At 67.3% G+C, this 19,619-nt stretch carries 12 protein-coding genes and 6 pseudogenes; 11 read left to right on the top strand and 7 right to left on the bottom strand.

Translation table 11 applies throughout. From position 1 onward, the window contains the following. The first annotated feature begins 105 nt into the window (after positions 1–105). Both ACUDAL_RS10280 and ACUDAL_RS10275 read left to right on the top strand, forming a co-directional pair. Positions 106–720 (top strand): ABC transporter ATP-binding protein, encoded by a 615-nt coding sequence (locus tag ACUDAL_RS10280; protein ID WP_444678083.1) that lies wholly within the window; start codon positions 106–108, stop codon positions 718–720. After that, positions 717–1,520, top strand: a complete 804-nt coding sequence (locus tag ACUDAL_RS10275) for an ABC transporter permease (protein ID WP_444678082.1) — start codon at positions 717–719, stop codon at positions 1,518–1,520. Before ACUDAL_RS10280 ends, ACUDAL_RS10275 begins: the two co-directional genes overlap by 4 nt. Positions 1,521–1,558: 38 nt before the next feature. Here ACUDAL_RS10275 and ACUDAL_RS10270 read toward each other — a convergent pair whose 3' ends face one another. Beyond that, on the bottom strand, positions 1,559–2,335 hold the full coding sequence (locus ACUDAL_RS10270) for an alpha/beta fold hydrolase (RefSeq protein WP_444678081.1): 777 nt from the start codon (positions 2,333–2,335) through the stop codon (positions 1,559–1,561). Further along, positions 2,335–3,522, bottom strand: coding sequence for an acetyl-CoA C-acyltransferase (locus tag ACUDAL_RS10265; protein WP_444678080.1), 1,188 nt, complete (start codon positions 3,520–3,522; stop codon positions 2,335–2,337). The genes ACUDAL_RS10270 and ACUDAL_RS10265 overlap by 1 nt, the downstream gene beginning before the upstream one ends. Before the next feature lie 220 nt (positions 3,523–3,742). Here ACUDAL_RS10265 and ACUDAL_RS10260 point away from each other — a divergent pair, with 220 nt between their 5' ends. The 4 genes and pseudogenes from ACUDAL_RS10260 to ACUDAL_RS10245 all read left to right on the top strand — a co-directional run bounded on the left by ACUDAL_RS10260 (position 3,743) and on the right by ACUDAL_RS10245 (position 9,018). After that, positions 3,743–4,291 (top strand): TetR/AcrR family transcriptional regulator, encoded by a 549-nt coding sequence (locus tag ACUDAL_RS10260; RefSeq protein WP_444678079.1) that lies wholly within the window; start codon positions 3,743–3,745, stop codon positions 4,289–4,291. A 220-nt stretch (positions 4,292–4,511) separates the two neighbouring features. After that, a pseudogene (locus tag ACUDAL_RS10255) lies at positions 4,512–6,187 on the top strand (AMP-binding protein). Between the two features lie 16 nt (positions 6,188–6,203). Continuing rightward, the gene (locus ACUDAL_RS10250) at positions 6,204–6,971 is read left to right on the top strand and encodes an SDR family NAD(P)-dependent oxidoreductase (protein WP_444678078.1); all 768 of its coding nucleotides are present in this window, start codon (positions 6,204–6,206) and stop codon (positions 6,969–6,971) included. A gap of 237 nt (positions 6,972–7,208) precedes the next feature. Further along, positions 7,209–9,018, top strand: a pseudogene (locus ACUDAL_RS10245) (acyl-CoA dehydrogenase C-terminal domain-containing protein). Positions 9,019–9,174: 156 nt separating this feature from the next. Here the strand turns inward: ACUDAL_RS10245 and ACUDAL_RS10240 are convergent. Both ACUDAL_RS10240 and ACUDAL_RS10235 read right to left on the bottom strand, forming a co-directional pair. Next, a complete protein-coding gene (locus ACUDAL_RS10240) occupies positions 9,175–10,215 on the bottom strand; it encodes an alpha/beta fold hydrolase (protein ID WP_444678077.1) in 1,041 nt (346 codons plus the stop codon). Further along, positions 10,212–10,513, bottom strand: a pseudogene (locus ACUDAL_RS10235) (winged helix-turn-helix domain-containing protein). Before ACUDAL_RS10235 ends, ACUDAL_RS10240 begins: the two are co-directional and overlap by 4 nt. 211 nt (positions 10,514–10,724) lie before the next feature. On the opposite strand from ACUDAL_RS10235, the gene ACUDAL_RS10230 reads away from it, so the two are divergent. Continuing rightward, on the top strand, positions 10,725–10,985 hold the full coding sequence (locus ACUDAL_RS10230) for a hypothetical protein (protein WP_444678076.1): 261 nt from the start codon (positions 10,725–10,727) through the stop codon (positions 10,983–10,985). 21 nt (positions 10,986–11,006) lie between these two features. Here the strand turns inward: ACUDAL_RS10230 and ACUDAL_RS10225 are convergent, their stop codons facing one another. After that, a complete protein-coding gene (locus ACUDAL_RS10225; protein ID WP_444678075.1) occupies positions 11,007–11,432 on the bottom strand; it encodes a DUF721 domain-containing protein in 426 nt (141 codons plus the stop codon). A gap of 274 nt (positions 11,433–11,706) precedes the next feature. On the opposite strand from ACUDAL_RS10225, the gene ACUDAL_RS10220 reads away from it, so the two are divergent. The 4 genes and pseudogenes from ACUDAL_RS10220 (at position 11,707) to ACUDAL_RS10205 (ending at position 17,221) form a co-directional block, all read left to right on the top strand. Then, a complete protein-coding gene (locus ACUDAL_RS10220; protein WP_444678074.1) occupies positions 11,707–12,030 on the top strand; it encodes a hypothetical protein in 324 nt (107 codons plus the stop codon). A gap of 85 nt (positions 12,031–12,115) precedes the next feature. Then, a pseudogene (gene secA / locus ACUDAL_RS10215) lies at positions 12,116–14,847 on the top strand (preprotein translocase subunit SecA). Positions 14,848–14,933: 86 nt separating this feature from the next. Beyond that, positions 14,934–16,161 (top strand): annotated as a pseudogene (gene argJ, locus ACUDAL_RS10210) (bifunctional glutamate N-acetyltransferase/amino-acid acetyltransferase ArgJ). A gap of 100 nt (positions 16,162–16,261) precedes the next feature. Beyond that, positions 16,262–17,221 (top strand): Nudix family hydrolase, encoded by a 960-nt coding sequence (locus ACUDAL_RS10205; RefSeq protein ID WP_444679356.1) that lies wholly within the window; start codon positions 16,262–16,264, stop codon positions 17,219–17,221. A 313-nt stretch (positions 17,222–17,534) separates the two neighbouring features. Here ACUDAL_RS10205 and ACUDAL_RS10200 read toward each other — a convergent pair. Together ACUDAL_RS10200 and ACUDAL_RS10195 are read right to left on the bottom strand one after the other, a co-directional pair. Next, positions 17,535–18,435 (bottom strand): annotated as a pseudogene (locus ACUDAL_RS10200) (carbon-nitrogen hydrolase). Beyond that, positions 18,432–19,493 carry an agmatine deiminase family protein gene (locus tag ACUDAL_RS10195; RefSeq protein ID WP_444678073.1) on the bottom strand — a complete coding sequence of 354 codons (1,062 nt, stop codon included), beginning with the start codon at positions 19,491–19,493 and terminating at the stop codon, positions 18,432–18,434. Before ACUDAL_RS10195 ends, ACUDAL_RS10200 begins: the two are co-directional and overlap by 4 nt. Positions 19,494–19,619 lie beyond the last annotated feature (126 nt).

The following is a 19,619-nucleotide window of genomic DNA, read 5'->3' as shown; positions in this document are numbered from 1 at the left end:
GGCGAAAGATATATGGTTTTCCATATATGAGCAACGCCAGCCGGCGTGTCGAACCCGGCGCCTGCGCTGTTATGATTCGGCCAATACCGATGATGGGGAAGTGATTTGGGCTCAACCGAACCTCTGCGGCTTGCTGGCGTCGGCATCGGCGCGCTGAGCGATATCGATCTCGGGATAGCGCCCGGCGAGATCGGCTGCATCTCCGGCGCCAGCGGCTCGGGCAAGAGCCGGCTGCTGCGCGCCGTGGCCGATCTGGAACCTCACGCCGGCGAGGTGTGGCTGGGTGAGCAGGCCCAGTCGCAAACGCCGGGGCATGCCTGGCGCCGCCAGGTGATGCTGGTGCCGGCCGAGAGCCACTGGTGGGAGGAGCGGGTAGGGGAGCACTTCGCCCAGCGTCCCGCAGAGAGCGAGCTTCAGGCGCTGGGCTTCACGCCCGATACCCTGGAATGGCAGGTGAGCCGACTCTCCACCGGCGAGAAGCAGCGCCTCGGGCTGCTGCGGGCGGTGAGCCTCGAGCCGCGGGCGCTGCTGCTCGACGAGCCGACCGCCAACCTGGATGACGCTACCAGCGAGCGGGTGGAAGCCTGGCTGGTCGCGCATATCCGCTCCCGCGGCTGGCCCACCCTGTGGGTGGCCCACGACCGCGCGCAGATCGCCCGGGTGGCCAGTCATCACTGGCGGATTGCCGGTGCGCGGCTCGAGGAGTTGGAGCCCGCATGAACCTGATCGAACTCTCCTGGTGGCAGCTGGCGCTGGCAGCACTGATGGTGGTGGTGCTTGCCGGCTGCACCGCCGCCATGCGCCTGGGCATGAGCCGCAGCCTGCTGGTTGCGGCGCTGCGCACCGTGATTCAGCTGGCGCTGGTGGGCCTGGTGCTGGAGGCGCTGTTCGCCGCCGAACGGCTGGTATGGGTGGTGCTGATGGCGCTGGCGATGCTGCTGATTGCCGGACGCGAGGTGATGGCGCGCCAGAAGCGCCGGCTGCTGGGCGGCTGGGCCTTCGGCATCGGCACGCTGTCGATGTTTCTCTCCTCGTTCACCGTCGCCGTGCTGACGCTGACCGTGATCATCGGCCCAGAGCCCTGGTACCGGCCGCAGTACGCCATCCCGCTGCTGGGCATGCTGCTGGGCAACACCATGACCGGCGTCGCCCTGGCGCTGGATCGGCTGACCGATACCGCCTGGCGGCAGCGCGGCGTGATCGAGAACCGGCTGATGCTCGGTCAGCCCTGGCAGGAGGCGATCGGCGACATTCGTCGCGAGGCGATGCGCAGTGGCTTGATGCCGATGATCAATGCCATGGCCGCGGCGGGCGTGGTCAGCCTGCCGGGCATGATGACCGGGCAAATACTGGCCGGCACCGCGCCGGGCCTGGCGGTGAAGTACCAGATCCTGATCATGTTCGCGATCACCCTGGGCACCGGCTTCGGCACCCTGGCGGCGGTTTCGGCGGGCAGTCGGCGGCTGTTCGATGGGCGTGAACGCCTGCGCCTGGATCGCCTGGCGCCACCGCGTGGGTGAAGCCTGATACAGGCTGGCGGCAAGGCAGCTTGCGCCGTTCAGGGCGAGTCGGTCAGGAAGCTCGCTACCAGGTCGGCAAGGCGCTGCGGGCACTCGCGATGAGGCACGTGGCCACAGGGCAGAATGTCGGGTTCGCGCGGCCCCGGGGTCCGCTGACTGATGCGCCAGGGCTGCTCGATCGAGCCGTACTCGTCCAGCTCGCCGTGAATGGCCAGGGTGGGGCAGGTTACCCGCGCCAGGGCGGGGTCCAGACTCCAGCCATGGAAGGCCTCGGAGTGCCAGTTGTCGACCCAGGCGCGCAGCACCCAATCGGCCTTGTCGCCGTGGTACCTGGCCAGCCGGGCCATGGCGTCCGGTTCGGCAAAGGCCTGCTCGGCCTGGCGTATTCCGGCCAGGGTGCGGGGCTCGACGAAGGCCTGGGCGGCGACGGTAACCAGCGCCGTGCAGGCCTCTGGATAGCGCCCCGCGACCTCCACCGCCATGCCGCCGCCCACGCTGTGGCCCAGCGCAACGAAGCGCTCGAGCTCCAGATGTTCGCGCAGCACGGCGAAGGCATCCCGGGGTTCGTCGGCGATGAAGCTGCTGGGCTGCGGCCCCGGGTAGGGCGCGGAGCGGCCATAGCCGCGGCGGTCATAGGCGATCACCTCGCGGCTGCAAGCGGCGGCAAGCAGGGCGGGGAAGTCCCGCCACAGCGCCACGCAGCCCAGTGAATCATGAAGCAGCACGATGGGGCTGCGCCCGGCGGTGCCACCGTCGGGACGCCAGCGGGCGGCGTAAACGCCGCCCGCCGGGGTGTCGAGGGTGAACCCCTGCATCAGTCGATCAGCTCGACGGCCACCGCGGTGGCCTCGCCGCCGCCGATGCACAGGCTGGCGATGCCGCGCTTGCCGCCCTTGGTGCGCAGGGCGTGGATCAGCGTGGCGATGATGCGCGAGCCGGTGGAACCGATGGGATGGCCCTGGGCACAGGCGCCGCCGAAGACGTTGACCTTGTCGTGCGGGATGTCGAGTCCGTCCATGGCCAGCAGGGTGACCACGGCGAAGGCCTCGTTGATCTCGAACAGGTCGACGTCGGCCACGCCCCAGCCCAGCTTCTTCATCAGCTTGTCGATGGCGCCCACCGGGGCGATGGTGAACTCGCTGGGGTGCTGGGAGTGGGTGCTGTGGCCGAGCATGCGGGCCAGCGGCTTGCTGCCGAGCCGGTCGGCCGCGGCCTGACTGGCCAGGATCAGCGCCGAGGCACCGTCGGAGATGGAGCTGGAGTTGGCCGCGGTGATGGTGCCGTCCTTGGCGAAGGCGGGGCGCAGCTGGCGGATCTTGTCGAGCTTGGCCTGGAACGGCTGCTCGTCGTGCTCGACCACGCTTTCACCCTGACGGCCGGTGACGGTGACCGGGGCCATCTCGGCCGTGAGATGACCGGCATTGGTGGCCGCCATGGCCCGCTCCAGCGAGGCGATGGCGAAGTCGTCCAGGCGCTCGCGGGAGTAGTCGCGCTGGCTGGCGATCTCCTGAGCGAACACGCCCATCAGCTTGCCGGTTTCGGCGTCTTCCAGGCCGTCGAGGAACATGTGATCCTTCAGCTCGCCGTGGCCCAGACGGTAGCCGGTGCGCGCCTTGGTCAGCACGTGCGGCGCATTGGACATCGACTCCATGCCGCCGGCCAGGATCACCTCGCCGCTGCCGGCGCGGATCAGGTCGTGGGCCAGCATGGCGGCCTTCATGCCCGAGCCGCACAGCTTGTTGATGGTGGTGGCGCCGATGCCGTCGGGAATGCCGGCCTGACGCATGGCCTGGCGAGCCGGCCCCTGCTTGACGCCGCCCGGCAGCACGCAGCCCATGATGCCCTCGTCGATGCTGCCGGCCTCGATGCCGGCGCGCTCGATGGCGGCGCGAATAGCCACGGCGGCAAGCTCGGGGGCGGTGATGCTGGAGAGGCTGCCCAGCATGCCGCCCATGGGGGTGCGGGCCGCGGACAGAAAGACGATGTCGGTGGGGCTGCTCATGGTGGCGATCTCCTGATGGTTCATCCGTTATGATTGTCGTCGAGCCGAACACAGCCTGACCAGTTCGATCATTTCCTGGCGCGTTCTGGCGGTATGTCGCGTTGACCTGTCGGCAGGGCTATGCTTTTCTCAAGATCAACCAAGCAAGCGCTAGTGTAAACCCGATGAATGCCATTAACGAGTCCCCCGCCGCAAGGAACTGACCCGCCTGGCCGCTCAATTGTTCGTCCAGGAGGGCTTCGATCGGACCACCGTGCGCATGCTGGCCCAGGAGATGGGCATCAAGTCCGGCAGCCTGTTCCACCATTTTCGCGACAAGCAGGAGATTCTCGCCGCCGTCATCGAGGAGGGCACTCAGAACGCGCTGACGCTGGCCCGCCAGGCCCTGGAGGAGTGCGATGATTCCGCCGAGGCACGCCTGCACGCCATGGCCCGGGCGCATCTCCAGACCCTGCTGACCGATCGCAACGCCCATGTGGTGGCCCTGTACGAATGGCGGCGCCTGGACCCGGAGGCGCGCGACCATCTCATCCACCTGCGCGACGCTTACGAGGAGCTGTGGGAGCGGGTAATCGACGAAGCCCTGAATGATGGCCTGATCCACGGCGACCGCTTCCTGGTCTCGCGCTTCGTCATGGGGGCGCTCAACTGGACCGTGCGCTGGTACGACCCCGACGGGCCGCGCAAGCCCGAAGACCTGGCCCATGAGCTGATCGCCATGATCACGCCCTCCGCTGTGCCCGCGCGGGCGGAATCGACCAAGGTCTAGCCGTTTACCGCTCGCCAGGGGTTGCCCCGCTGTGGCTTTGCTTCTAGCTTGTACCTAGCGCTTGCTAGGTTGACGCTTACGTCAACTGTACTATGCAAACTGTACGGTAAAAGATTCGACGGTACCGAATAGTCTTTGCAGAGTGACGCGGCTGCCAGCCATGGACGTGGCAGCCGTCCCAAGCTCCTACAACAAGCACAACAGGCCAAGAGGGCAGTCAATGAGCACGCAATCCCTTCCTGCGTATTCCGCCTACTACGAGCGTTTCTCGATCGATGAAATCATCGCCCGTCTCGACGACCACGGCGACGGCAAGTTCAATGCCTACGAATCCTGCTGCGGTCGCCACCTGCGTGCCGGCCGTGGCGATGTGCTGGCGCTGGTCCACGAGGATACTCAGGGTCGCGTCAACCGCCTCACCTACGCCGAACTGGAAGCCCGGAGCGCGCGTCTGGCCGGCTGGTTCGCCGAGCGCGGTCTGGGGGTTGGCGACCGCATCGCCTGTATGCTGCCCCGCTCGCCGGAGCTGCTGGTAGCGGTGCTCGCCACCTGGCGCATCGGTGCGGTCTACCAACCGCTGTTCACCGCCTTCGGCCCCGATGCCGTGGACTATCGTCTTGGTCGCGCCGACACCAGACTGGTGATCACCGATCACGCCAACCGCTTCAAGTTCGACGGCCTCACCCAGAGCCCCGCGGTACTGGCCGTGGGTGGCCCGAGCGAGGGGCACGCCGACGACCTCGACTGGCGTGATGCCCTTGCGCACTCGCCGTTCCAGGCCACCCCGCCGCGGCTTGCGCCAGATGCGCCGTTCCTGCAGATGTTCACCTCGGGTACCGTGGGCAAGCCCAAGGGGGTGGCGGTGCCGCTCTCCGGCATGCCGGCCTTCGCGCTCTACATGGAACTCGCCATCGACCTGCGCGAGAGCGACCGCTTCTGGAACATGGCCGACCCGGGCTGGGCCTACGGCCTTTATTACGCCATCGCCGGGCCGCTGCTGCTGGGCGTGACCACGCACTTCTGCGAAGCGGGCTTCAGCGCCGACGGTGCGCTGGCGTTCATGCAGCGTCACCGTATCACCAACTTTGCCGCCGCCCCCACCGCCTACCGGCTGATGAAGGCCTCGGGCCTGTTCGACAATGCCCGCCAGGCGCTGGAGCTGCGCGTGGCCAGCTCCGCCGGCGAGCCGCTCAATACCGAGGTGGTCACCTGGGTCGAGCGTGCGCTGGGCTGCCCGGTGATGGATCACTACGGCCAGACCGAGACCGGCATGACCTGCTGCAACCATCATGCGCTGGAGCACCCCAAGCACGTCGGTGCCATGGGCGTGCCCATGCCCGGCTACCGGCTGGCGATTCTCGATGCCGAATACAACGAGCTGCCCCGGGCGAGCCGGGCGTGCTGGCGGTGGATATCGAGCGTTCGCCGGCGCACTTCTTTCAGGGCTACACCTGGCAGGAGAAGCACCCCTTCGCCAACGGCTACTACCTCACCGGCGACGTGGTGGTGCGCAACGAGGACGGCACCTTCCAGTTCGCCGGCCGCGATGACGACATCATCACCACCGCCGGCTACCGCGTCGGTCCCACCGACGTGGAGAACACCGTGCTGACCCATCCGGCGGTGGCGGAATCAGCCGCGGTAGGTCAGCCCGACGAGATCCGCGGCGAGATCATCAAGTCCTATGTCGTGCTGCGCGAAGGCTTCGAGGCGAGCGATGCGCTGGCCGAGGAGATCCGCCAGCGGGTGCGCGAGCGGCTCTCCACCCACGCCTTCCCGCGGGTGATCGAATTCGTCGATGCCCTGCCCAAGACGCCCAGTGGCAAGATCCAGCGCTTCAAGCTGCGTGCCGATGCTGCCGACAAGGCGGACACGGCCGAACCCGCAGCGAAATGAACCGGGAGACCCCTGAATGCAAGTGAAGGACCGTACCTTTCTGATTACCGGCGCCGCTTCCGGGCTTGGGGCGGCAACCGCCGAACGACTCGTCGCCGCGGGCGGCCGGGTGGTGCTGTGTGACTTGAGCGACGCCGTCGAGCGTCATGCCGAGGCGCTGGGGGAGGTGGCTCGCGCGGTGCGCGGCGACGTTACCTCGGCCGACGATATGCAGGCCGCGGTGGAGGCAGCCGTGACCCTGGGCGGCGACGCCGGCCTGGCCGGCGTGGTGCACTGTGCCGGCGTGGTCAGCGTGGCCAAGCTGGTCGACCGCCAAGGCCAGCCCGCCGATCTCGATGCCTACGCACGAACCGTGCAGATCAACCTGGTCGGCACTTTCAACGTGATGCGCCTGGCGGCGGCTGCGATGGCGAAGAATTCGCCAGGCGAGGATGGCGAGCGCGGCGTGATCGTCAACACCGCCTCCGTTGCCGCCTTCGACGGCCAGGTGGGACAGTGCGCATACAGTGCCTCCAAGGCCGGGGTGGTGGGCATGAGCCTGCCCGCGGCGCGCGAGCTGTCGCGCCACGGCATTCGTGTGATGGCGATCGCCCCAGGGGTGTTCCAGACGCCGATGATGAGCGAGATCCCCGACGAGGCCGCCCAGGCGCTGGCCGCCTCGGTGCCGTTTCCCAAGCGGCTGGGACATCCCGACGAGTTCGCCCGCCTGGCCGAGCAGATCATCACCAACCCCATGCTCAATGGCGAGGTGATTCGCCTCGACGGCAGCATTCGCATGCAGTGAAGGCAGTGCAGGAAGAACGCCCGCGGCCAATGGCTGCGGGCGTTCTCTTATTTCTCCCCAATAAAATTGCGACTAAAGTCCTAGCCTGAATCGCGCCCAATTTCAAACAAGCGCTTGACTAGCGTCGATGCGGCGGCTAGTTTCAAACACATGTTTGAAAGCGGCTGCCGCCGCCCCCACGCGCCTACGTTCGGCGACTTATTTGTGGTTCGGCGACCAATTTTGTGGAGAGTTGAGATGCCCGATTATCAGGCCCCCTGCGCGACCTTCGCTTCGTGATGGATGAAATGCTGGACTATCCCGCTCACTATGCCAGCCTGCCGGGCGAGGAAGAGGCGTCGCCCGACGTGGTGGCGGCGATTCTCGAAGAAGGCGCTCGCTTTGCGCGCGACGTGCTGCTGCCGCTGAACCAGAGCGGCGACCAGGAAGGCTGCCTGCTGGAGGGGGCGAGGTTCGCACTCCCAAGGGCTTCAAGCAGGCCTACCAGCAGTATGTCGAGGGCGGCTGGCCGAGCCTGGCTGCCGACCCTGCCCATGGCGGCCAGGGCCTGCCGCACTCGCTGGCCATGGTGCTCAACGAGATGGTCTGCTCCACCAACCTGGCCTGGGGCATGTACCCCGGCCTGTCGCACGGTGCCGCCGACGCGCTGCGCCATCATGGCACCGAGGAGCAGCAGGCCACCTACCTCACCAAGCTGGTGGAAGGCGTGTGGACTGGCACCATGTGCCTCACCGAGCCGCACTGTGGCACCGATCTGGGCCTGATCAAGACCCGTGCGGTGCCCACCGCCGACGGTGCTTACGAGATCACCGGCACCAAGATCTTCATCTCTGCCGGCGAGCATGACCTGGCCGAGAACATCGTGCACCTGGTGCTGGCCAAGCTGCCCGATGCCCCGGAAGGCTCCAAGGGCATCTCGCTGTTTGTGGTGCCGAAGTTCATGCCCGATGCCGATGGCAACCCCGGCGAGCGCAACGGCGTGGCCTGTGGTTCGCTGGAGCACAAGATGGGCATCCACGGCAACGCCACCTGTGTGATGAACTTCGACGCTGCCCGGGGCTTCCTCGTCGGCCCGCCCAACAAGGGCCTGGCCTGCATGTTCACCATGATGAACGCCGCCCGCCTGGGTGTGGGCATCCAAGGGCTGGGCCTGACCGAGGCGAGCTTCCAGAACGCCCTGACGTATGCCCGCGATCGCCTGCAGATGCGTGCGCTTTCCGGCCCCAAGGCGCCGGAGAAGGCCGCCGACCCGATCATCGTGCATCCGGACGTGCGCCGCATGCTGCTGACCCAGAAGGCCTTCGCCGAGGGCGGCCGGATGCTGGTGCTCTACACCGCCCAGCTGCTCGACGTGGTCGAGCACGGCCAGGATGCCGTTGAGCGCGAGCGCGCCGAGACCCTGCTGGGCCTGCTGACGCCGATCGTCAAGGCGTTCCTCACCGAGGTGGGCTTCGAGGCCACCAACGAGGGCGTGCAGGTCTTCGGCGGCCACGGCTTCATCCAGGAGTGGGGCATGGAGCAGCTGGTGCGCGACGCCCGCATCACGCGCCTCTATGAGGGCACCACCGGTATCCAGGCGCTCGACCTGCTCGGCCGCAAGGTGTTGATGAGCCAGGGTGAAAGCCTCAAGGTCTTCACCAAGGAGATCCACAAGTTCTGCCAGGCCGAGGAAGGCAACAGCGAGCTGGCCGAATTCATCGCACCGCTGGCCAAGCTCAACGCCGAGTGGGGCGAGCTGACCATGGGCATCGGCATGAAGGCCATGAACGATCGCGAGGAAGTGGGCGCGGCCAGCGTCGACTACCTGATGTACTCCGGCTACGTGGCGCTGGGCTACCTTTTCGCCCGGGCGGCCAAGCAGGCCAAGGCCACACTGGCCGCCGGTACCCAGGAAACCGCCTTCTACGAGGCCAAGGTGCACACAGCCCGATTCTACTTCCAGCGCCTGCTGCCGCGTACTCGCGCCCATGCGCAGATGATCCAGGCCGGTGCCGGCTCCCTGATGGCGCTTGGCGCCGAAGACTTCGGGCTTGGCTTCGAGATCTGATTCACCAGGCATCTCTCTCGGTCAGAATGACTGATCGGTGGTTTGCGGCGGGCCTTGCCCGCCGCTTTTTTTATTTTTCAGAGTGAGCGCTCGAGCGGCGGCGGCCCCGTGTGCTGGCGGGGCGTGCCGTGCGTTGCTTCGTCGTGGCATCTGCGTTCAGTCGGCGCACAGGGTCGCTTGCAGGATCGCCGGGGCCACCTCCAGTCCGGAGGGCAGGGCGGCGTGCGGGTCGCGCAGCCAGGCCGCTAGATCCCGTTCGGTACGCTGGCGCTGGCTGTAGCGCGTGAGCATGTGGTAACCGCCGGGGTAGAAGGCGAGGCGGATCGCATCATTATCGGGCAGGCGTTCGATCAAGGCGCAGTAGGCCTGGGTGGGGATCACTTGGTCCTCGTCGCCGTAAAGGATCAGCGCCGGGCCGGGCAGGTCGTCGACTGCGTCCAGCGCCAGCCCCATGGTGTGCGTCAGGCCGTGCAGCGTGTCGATGCGGGCGCTGCGCAGAATCAGCGGGTCGCTGGCGAGCTGGCGCTTGATCTCGTCGTCGTCGGTAGGCTCGATGCCCAGCCGGCGGGTGGCGCGAACCGAGAAGGTGGCCTGTGGCATCAGCCGCACACCGAGCCACAGTCCCAGCCGCTGGTACCACGGCATGGTGTACGAGCCCCACACGGCGGGGGCGATCAGCACGCTGCCGTTTACCGGCGGGGGTGGCTCGGCGCTCATGGCCAGCAGCGTCACCGCCGCGCCCATGCTCTTGCCGACCAGATAGATCGGCGTGTCGGGGTGGCTCTCGTGCAGGAGGCTGGCCAACAGCAGCACGTCGTCACGCATCCGCTCGTGCCCGGCCCACAGTCGGCGCTGGTCGGTGGTGCCGAAGCCGCGCTGGTCGTGGGCATAGACCTCGATGCCCAGCGGGTTCAGGGCCTGGGCCATGATGTCGAAGCTGCCGGCGTGGTCGTTGAAGCCGTGCACGGCCAGCACCACGGCCTCGGGTTGCCCGGTGGCGGGCCAGTGACGCAGCGGCAGGCGGTAGCCATCGTCGGCGATCACCTGGTGAGGCAGCAGCCGAGGCTCGCCCTGGGTGGGCCCCGGTGTCTGTTCCACCGGGCCGGCGCAGCCGCCGTTCGGCAGCAGCAGGGCGGCGAAGGCAAGCCGGCCCAGCGAGCGGCGAAGGCGCTGCGAGTACGAACGGCGAAGCGTCATGGCAACGCAGGATAGCCGAGTGCCGCTCGGATGCGCTCTGCGTGCTTGGTGACCCAGCGACTGTCGATCGGGCCCCAGTCGTCGATGCGGTAGCCACCGCTGTTGTGCCGCTCCCTGGGGTAGCGGCGAAGCTGCAGAGGATGTCGAGCTCTGCCAGGGCCTTGAGTGTGTCCTGCGCGGTACGCCGCGGCATGCCGGTGGCCGCCATCAGCCCCGGCACGCTGTCGATGCCGAGCGTGACCAGGTGGGCGACGTAGAGCCGGCGATAGAAACTGGACTGGGTCTTGCTGAGCGACATATGCGTTCCCCGAGCTAGCTGGGCGAGGCGTTTGATGCGCTAGGTGAGGCCACAGCATAGCGTCAGCCGGGCGCGGCTTGCCAGCGCGTGGCATGGCGAAAGCGTCTCACTCTTCTACAGTGAGCTATAGCGGCAGCGGGCGGTTCGCTGCCGGCTTCGAAGGTATGTACGCCCCCGCCGAGGTGGCGGGGCAAGGCGAAAGGAGATCGCGATGACGGTTCAACGAGTCAGCGAAGAGGAGCTGATGACGCAGGTACAGCGCTGCATGTTCGGCGAGCGGATGGTGGTCGAGCATGAAGGCAAGTGCTTCTCGGCGCGCGTGCAGCATGTCGGCATGACGGGCGTGAAGGTCATACCCGAGACGCGTCTCGCCGAGCATGAAGGGGAGCCGGGCGACATGAACGGTGTCACCATTGCCTACCATGAGATTCGCGAGGTCGAGCTCGACGGCATCACCTACCAACGGCAGTAACCGCCTGCGGCGAGCCGCGGCTCAGTCCGGGCGCTCGGCGTGGGAAGCCAGCCGCTCCAGGGCGCGCCTGAGCCGCGGGTTCTCGGTGTCGGCGGCGCAGGCGGCGATCTCGTCGGCGGCCCGTGCCGGCAGGTGGCGTGTCTGCCTGAGCGGTGTCTTGAGCGGCCTGACCGGGCGTACCTTGAGGTGAAAGCCGCGCACCGGGGCGAACTCGGGCAGGCGGTGCAGCAGTTCCAGTAACCGCGCCTGCTCGTAGCGCAGCCAGGTCGACCATACGGCGCGGTCGGTGATCAGGGTCAGCCTGCCGTCGCGGAAGCCTCCTACGAACACATGCTCCCTGACCTCCTCGGGCAGATGCTCGCGCAGATGTTGCTGGGCGTGGGCGATCAGCCGAGCCGTGCGCATCAGCGGCGCCAGTTCACCCTTTCCGTCGAGCAGGCGAGACATGGACTGTGCGCGTGAACGCTTAACCTTTATACTCATGGGCTTATTTTCTCGACTCGGCGGCCCCTTGGCCGGGTGGCAGCGGCCGGTTAAGGGCTGACGCTTAGCAGCGGCACTCCTTCAGATCGTCGCCACCGTCGACCGTGTAACGTCGACTTTGACAGCTGACCGTGAACATTTGACCGTGAACAAGAGCCTACCACGCTCGGGAGCACTCCTACAGCATGACCTCGGACCCGCACGCCCGCCTCGCTGACGCCTCGTCCAGGGAGGCGCGATGCGCTGTCGGGCGCGTTCGCGCTGGTGGCTGGCGGGGCTGCTGGTCAGCTGCCTGCTTCCTGCAGGCCTGACCCAGGCGGAAACCCTGCGCCTGGCCGAGCGCGTCGTGCAGACCTGCATTCTGGCGCCCACCCTGATGCGCGCCCGCTGCCGCTACGTGGCCCGGCGTCGCGCGCTGTTGCCTTGTCTTGCCCGCCGTCGGCGGGCCTTGCCGCGCCTCGCCTCGGTGTGGCGCAGCGCGCCCGTTCTCCGGCGACGCTGGACGGCGGCACACGACGTGCTGACCCGTCGTGGCCCACCCACGTACCCGCACTGCAGCTAATGGATAACCGCCAGTGGGCGGCCCGGCGGAATTCACCTGCCGGAGCCCGGCCGCTACAAGCGAATTGCAGCTTTTGGGTCCTTTCATGATCAATACATTGTTACGCAAGGTGGTCGGCTCCAAGAACGACCGTGAAGTCAAGCGCATGCAGCGCCAGGTCAATCAGGTCAGCGTGCTGGAGCCCCAGGTCGAAGCGCTCGACGATGCCGCGCTCAAGCAGCGTACCGTCGAGCTGCGCGAGCGGCTCGAGCGTGGCGAGAGCCTCGACGCCCTGCTGCCGGAAGCCTTCGCCACGGTGCGCGAGGCGGGCAAGCGGGTGATGGGAATGCGCCACTTCGATGTGCAGATGATCGGCGGCATGACGCTTCATCGCGGTCGCATCGCCGAGATGAAGACCGGCGAGGGCAAGACCCTGGTCGCCACCCTGGCGGTCTACCTCAACGCTCTGCCCGGCAAGGGTGTGCACGTGGTTACGGTGAACGACTACCTGGCACGCCGCGACGCAGAGTGGATGCGCCCGCTGTATGAATTCCTCGGGCTTTCGGTAGGCATCATCTACGCCGGACAGTCGGCCGAGGAGAAGCGCGCCGCCTACGCCTGCGATATTACCTACGGCACCAACAACGAGTACGGCTTCGACTACCTGCGCGACAACATGGCGTTCTCACTGGAGGACAAGGTCCAGCGCGGCCTGCACTTCGCGATCATCGACGAGGTAGACTCCATCCTCATCGACGAGGCGCGCACGCCGCTGATCATCTCCGGCGCGGTGGATGAGAACACCGAACTCTACAAGGTGATCGACCGCCTGGCGGCACACCTGGAGCGGGGTGAAGTCTCCGAGGATGCCGATGCGCCGGTGGATGGCGACTTCCTGCTCGACGAGAAGCAGAAGCAGGTGGAGATCACCGAGGCAGGCCACAACAAGGTCGAGGAGCTGATGCGGGCCGAGGGGCTCTTGGGTGAGCACGACTCCCTCTATGCCGCCCAGAACCTCAACCTGCTGCATCATATGCACTCCGCGCTGCGTGCCCGCCATCTCTATCATCGCGACGTCGACTACATCGTGGCCGATAACCAGGTGGTGATCGTCGACGAGCACACCGGCCGTACCATGCCGGGCCGGCGCTGGTCGGAAGGCCTGCACCAGGCGGTGGAGGCCAAGGAGGGCGTGCCGGTACAGCGCGAGAGCCAGACCCTGGCTTCCACCACCTTCCAGAACTACTTCCGCCTTTACGAGAAGCTGGCCGGCATGACCGGGACCGCCGATACCGAGGCGTTCGAGTTCCGCCAGATCTACGGCCTCGATGTGGTGGTCATCCCGACCAACCGTCCGCTGGTTCGGCGCGACCTCAACGACCTGGTCTACCTCTCGGCGGAAGAGAAGTACGAGGCGATCATCAAGGACGTCAAGGCCGAGACCGAAGCGGGGCGCCCGGTGCTGGTCGGTACCGCCTCCATCGAGACCTCGGAGTACCTGGCCGGGCTGATGAAGAAGGAGGGGCTGCGCTTCAACGTGCTCAACGCCAAGCAGCACCAGAGCGAGGCGGAGATCATCGCCCAGGCCGGGCGACCCGGGGCGGTCACTATCGCCACCAACATGGCCGGACGCGGTACCGACATCGTGCTCGGCGGCAACTGGGAAGCCGAGGCGGCCAAGCTCGACAACCCCAGCGAAGAGCAGATCGCCAAGCTGCGCGAGGAGTGGCGCGCACGCCACGAGGCGGTGCTCCAGGCCGGGGGCCTGCACGTGATCGGCTCCGAGCGCCACGAATCGCGGCGCATCGACAACCAGCTGCGCGGCCGCGCCGGCCGCCAGGGCGACCCGGGTTCGACGCGCTTCTTCCTCTCCATGGAAGACAGCCTGATGCGCCTGTTCGGCTCCGATCGGGTGCAGCGCATGATGAAGGCGCTGGGGCTGGAGCGCGGCGAGGCGATCGAGCACAAGATGGTCACCAACGCCGTGGAGCGGGCGCAGAAGAAGGTCGAGAGCCGTAACTTCGACATCCGCAAGCAGCTGCTCGAGTACGACGACGTGGCCAACGATCAGCGCCGCGTGATCTACGAGCAGCGCAACGAGATCCTGGCCGCCGACGACGTTTCCCAGAACGTGCTGGGCATTCGCGACGAGGTGCTCGACCTTGCCATCAGCGACTTCGTGCCGCCCCAGAGCCTGCCGGAACAGTGGGACCTGGCAGGCCTGCAGGAGCACCTGAAAGCCGAGTTCCACCTCGATGCGCCGCTGGTCGATTGGGCAAAGCAGGACCAGCGCTTCCACGAAGAGCAGCTGCGCGAGCGACTGCACGAGCTGCATCGCCAGGTCTACCAGGAGAAGATCGACACGGCCGGCGCCGAGTTGATGCGCCGCTTCGAGAAGCAGATCATGCTCCAGGTGCTCGACACCCGCTGGAAGGAGCACCTGCAGTCGATGGATCACCTGCGGCGCGGCATTCACCTGCGCGGCTATGCACAGAAGAACCCCAAGCAGGAGTACAAGCGCGAATCCTTCGAGCTGTTCCAGTCCTTGCTGACCAACATCAAGGCCGACATCACGCGCATCACCAGCCATGTGCAGGTGCGCAAGCCGGAGGAGGTCGATGAGCTCGAGCGCCAGCGCCGCGAGGCCCTGGAGCGCGAGAAGGCCTCGGCCGCCAGCCGCCACGATGCCGCGGAGCTCAGCGAGGGCGAGGCGCCGACCGGCCCCGCAGCCGGCGATGGCCGTCCGGTGCGGCGCGAGGGGCCCAAGGTGGGGCGCAATGACCCTGCCCGTGCGGCTCGGGCAAGAAGTACAAGCAGTGCTGCGGCAAGCTGAACTAGTCACTGGCCTGCCTACCGGCACCAAGGCCCGGAAGGCCTGGTGCCGGTGGTGCCTCGGCCGAGCATTCACGTAGGAGTTGCGCAACATGGCAGTGGGTGAGACACGTTTTCCGGCCATGCCGGGCATCGAGGGGCTGCGGCTGGGGACTGCCATGGCGGGCATTAAGAAGCCGGGCCGCCGCGACCTGGTGGTGATCGAGATTGCTGAAGGCGCGACGGTGGCCGGCAGCTTCACGCTCAACGCCTTCTGCGCCGCCCCGGTGACGGTGGCCAAGGCGAACCTGGAGGGCTGCCAGGCTCGCGGCGAGGGGCTCGCTTCCTTGTCATCAACACCGGCAATGCCAATGCCGGTACCGGCGAGATCGGCCTGCGCGATGCCAGGGCCACCTGTGCCGAGCTGGCCAAGCTGGCCGGCGTGGGCGAGGACAGCGTGCTGCCGTTCTCCACCGGGGTGATCGGCGAGCCGCTGCCGATGGAGCGGCTGCTGGCTGGCCTGCCCGCCGCCCTGGATAGCCTGGGCGAGGGCGCGCAGGCCTGGCAGCAGGCCGGCGAGGGTATCCTGACGACGGATACGCGGCCCAAGGGGTCAGCGTGACCCTGGAGATCGGTGAGCAGCAGGTGACCATCAACGGCATCAGCAAGGGCTCGGGCATGGTCAATCCCAACATGGCGACCATGCTGGCCTTCGTCGCCACCGATGCTGCCATCGAACAGTCGCTGCTGGATTCGCTGCTGCGCGAGACGGTGGATCGCTCGTTCAACTGCATCACCGTTGACGGCGACACCTCGACCAACGATGCCTGCATGCTGATCGCCACCGGGCGTGGCGCGACGGTGGCCAGCGATGAGCAGGTGGCGATCTTCCGCAACGGCCTGCAGCGCGTCATGACCGAGCTGGCCCAGGCCATCGTGCGCGACGGCGAGGGTGCCACCAAGTTCGTGACGCTGCAGGTGGGCGAGGCGGCCACGCGCAAGGAGGCGCTGGACGTGGCCTTCACCGTGGCCCACTCGCCGCTGGTGAAGACAGCTCTGTTCGCCTCCGATGCCAACTGGGGACGGATCCTGGCGGCGGTGGGACGCGCCCCGGTGGCGGATTTCGACGTCAACCGCGTGGTCATCGACCTGGGAGACGTGCGCCTGGTCGAACATGGCGGGCGCGCCGCGGGCTACACCGAGGCGCAGGGCAGCCGGGTCATGGCGGGTGAAGAGATCACCATCCGCATTGCGTTGGGGCGCGGCGAGGAGAGTGCCACGGTGTGGACCACCGATCTCTCGCATGACTACGTCAGCATCAATGCCGACTATCGTAGTTGAGTCAGGGCACCGTTGAGACGGGCTATCGTTGAGACACAGGGCCGACGACGATCCTCCTGCCGAAGCCGGCTTGGAACATGTGGAAGAGTGAATGAACGTTATGGTGAAAAGAAGGGTGCACGCGGCGGCGGCGGCCATTATCAGTTCGGATGGCAAGAAGGCGCTGATCGCTCGTCGCCCCTCCAACGTCGATCATGGCGGGCTGTGGGAATTCCCCGGCGGCAAGCTGGCCCCCTACGAGACCGGCCTGGAGGGGCTCAAGCGGGAGCTACATGAGGAGCTGGGGGTGGAGATTCGGCGGGCTCAGCCGCTGATCCGCATCCACCACGAGTATCCCGACAAGCACATCCTGCTGGACGTGTGGCAGGTGCACGAGTTCAGCGGCGAGCCCTTCGGCCGAGAAGGCCAGGCGGTGCGCTGGGTGCCGCTCGAGGAGCTGGTCAGCTACCCGTTCCCCGCCGCCAACCTGCCCATCCTGCAGGCGGTGATGCTGCCTACCGAGTATCTCATCACCGATGAGGAAAGCGATGAAGGCCTGTTCGTCGCCTGCCTGGAGCGTGCTCTGGTGGAAGACGGCGTGCGCCTGGTGCAGCTGCGGGCCAAGACGCTCGACGAGACGGCCTACCTGGCCCGTGCCGAGCGCGCCCTGGCGCTGTGTCGCCAGTACGGTTCACGCCTGCTGCTCAACGGCGAACCCGCCCTGCTGGGCACGGTCGATGCCGATGGCATCCACCTTACCAGCGAGCGTTTGATGCAGCTGGAGCGGCGGCCCATCGCCGAAGGCAAGTGGCTGTCGGCCTCGACCCACGACCAGACGCAGCTCACCCAGGCCGCTCGCATCGGTTGCGACTTCGTCACGCTGTCGCCGCTGCGCACCACACCGTCGCACCCCGAGGTGGCGCCGATGGGCTGGCACGACTTCCAGCAGCTGGTGGAGCGGGCCGCCATGCCGGTGTTCGCGCTGGGCGGAATGACCCGTTTCGATGCCAACCATGCCCGCGCCGTGGGCGCCCAAGGCATCGCCTCGATCCGCGATTTCTGGAAAGCGCCGGACGCCTGAACCTGGCGGCAAACGAAAAACCCACCGCATGCTTTGGCAGCGGTGGGTTTTTCTTTATGAGTCCGACCAGTTCCAGCGAGAGCTCCCTGAGGTTCCGGAGATAGACCGGAGAGGAGGTTTTTTGCCATGGGTGAGGAGCAACGCTCCGAACGGGCTGGCCATGCATGGCCAGCTCCGGCCCTGCAAGTGGAGCAGGATGCGAGAGCGCAGCAGGGCAAAATTGGCGCCCAGGGAGGGGTTTACAGCGCCTCATCGACGGTCCGGCGCTCCGGGGCCTGTCGCCGGAGCCGTTTGCGCGTAAGGCCCATGGGTGTCAATCCCGGTAGCGCCGGGTGAGGTCACCATAGGCATCGATGCGGCGGTCGCGCAGGTAGGGCCAGATGCGCCGCACGTCCTCGCCGCGGCTCATGTCGAGCGTGACCAGCATACGCTCGGCCTCGGTGCCGGCGTGGGCCAGCAGCTCCCCTGGGGCCCGGCGACGAAGCTGCCCCCCAGAAATCGATTCCGGCACCGACGCCCGAGTGGTCAGGCTCATGGCCGACGCGATTGGCAACGATGACCGGCAGCCCGTTGGCCACCGCGTGGCTGCGCTGGATCAGCGTCCAGGCCTCCTTCTGGCGCGTCTTCTCCTCGTCGTCATCGGGCGGGTTCCAGCCGATGGCGGTGGGGTAGAGCAGCAGTTCCGCGCCGGCTAGCGCCATCAGTCGCGCCGCCTCGGGATACCACTGGTCCCAGCACACCAGCAGGCCCAGCCTGCCCACCGAGGTGTCGATGGGCTGGAAGCCCTGCTGGCGGCTGTCGTCCTGGTCGCCCGGGGCGAAGTAGAACTTCTCGTAGAAGCCCGGGTCGTCGGGGATGTGCATCTTGCGGTACACGCCCACCTGGCCGTGGTCGCGGTCGTAGACCGCGGCGGTGTTGTGGTAGAGGCCCGGGGCGCGGCGCTCGAACAGCGAACCGACCAGCACGATGCCGAGCTCCGCCGCGAGCGCTGACAGGCGCTGGCCGGTGGGGCCGTCCAGCGGCTCGGCCAGGTCGAACAGTTCGGTGTCCTCGTACTGGCAGAAGTAGTGGGTGGCATGCAGCTCCTGCAGCAGCACCAGCTCGGCGCCGTGGGCAGCCAGCTCGCGCACGCCGGCCTCGCTCTCGGCCAGGCTCCGGCTCTTGTCGGGCCAGGCGGGTTGCTGGACCAGGCCGACCTTGAGGGTGCGGGTCATGAAGTTTCTCCTTGCTGAGTGGCGGCAGCGAGGCTGCCCCGGGGCAGCTGCATGGTCAGGCAGTGCAGGCTGCCGTGCTGGCGGATCACGCTGGTGCAGTCGATCGGCACGATGTCGCGGCCGGGGAAGGCGCCGGCCAGGGCGATGAGCGCCCGGCTGTCGGCAGCATCGCCATAGACAGGCACCAGCACCGCAGAGTTCACGATCAGGAAGTTGGCGTAGGTGGCCGGCAGGCGATGCCCGTCGGTGGGGTCGAAGCAGGGGCGCGGCCAGGGCAGTGCCACCAGGCGGTAGGGCTCGCCGTCGGAGCGGCGCAGCGCCTGAAGTTCGGCTTCCATGGCGGCCAGGGCCGGGTAGTGTGGGTCGCTTTCGTCGTCGCAGCGCACATAGGCGATGGTGGAGGGGTCGCAGAAGCGCGCCAGGGTGTCCACATGGCTGTCGGTGTCGTCGCCTTCCAAGTGGCCGTTGGCCAACCACAGCACCCGCTTGACGCCCAGGTCGGCCTTGAGCCGGGCCTCCACCGCCTGGCGGTCGAGCTCGGGGTTGCGGTTGGGGTTGAGCAGGCAGGCCTCGGTGGTGAGCAGCGTGCCCTCGCCGTCGGTTTCGATGGCACCGCCTTCGAGGACGATCGCCTGCGATTCCACTGGGCAGGCATAGTGGCCGGCCTCGGCCAGGCGGCGAGTCAGCGCGTTGTCGCGGTCCGCCTCGAACTTGCCGCCCCAGCCGGTGAAAACGTAGTCGAGCAGCACCGGCTTGCCGTCGCGTTCGATGGCGATGGGGCCGTGGTCGCGGGCCCAGGTGTCGTCGGCTTCGACCACCGCCATGTGCAGCCGCGAGGCATCGACCCCGAGGTAGGCGAAACGCTGGGCCAGGTGATGGCGCGTGGCAGCGTCGGGCACGGCGATAAGCACGTGCTGATAGCGGGCGATGGCCACTACCATGGCTTCCATGGTGGCCTCGATGCGCTCGATCAGCGGCGCCCAGTCGCTTTCGGGGCTGGGCCAGGTGAGCTGGACGGCATCCTGAGGGTGCCATTCGGGAAGCAGGCGGTGGGCCATGGGATAACCTCGCGGGTGGCGGCGGGGGCGGTGTCAGGAACCTGGGTGATGCGGTGCGTGGCACCAAGACGGCGCAATGTAGGCGCAGCGTGGCAATGATGCAAGCTTGGGGAAAGCGCATCGCAG

The organism is Halomonas sp. E19, assembly GCF_052439355.1.
Classification (GTDB): domain Bacteria; phylum Pseudomonadota; class Gammaproteobacteria; order Pseudomonadales; family Halomonadaceae; genus Halomonas.
This window is presented reverse-complemented; position numbering and strand designations above follow the sequence as displayed.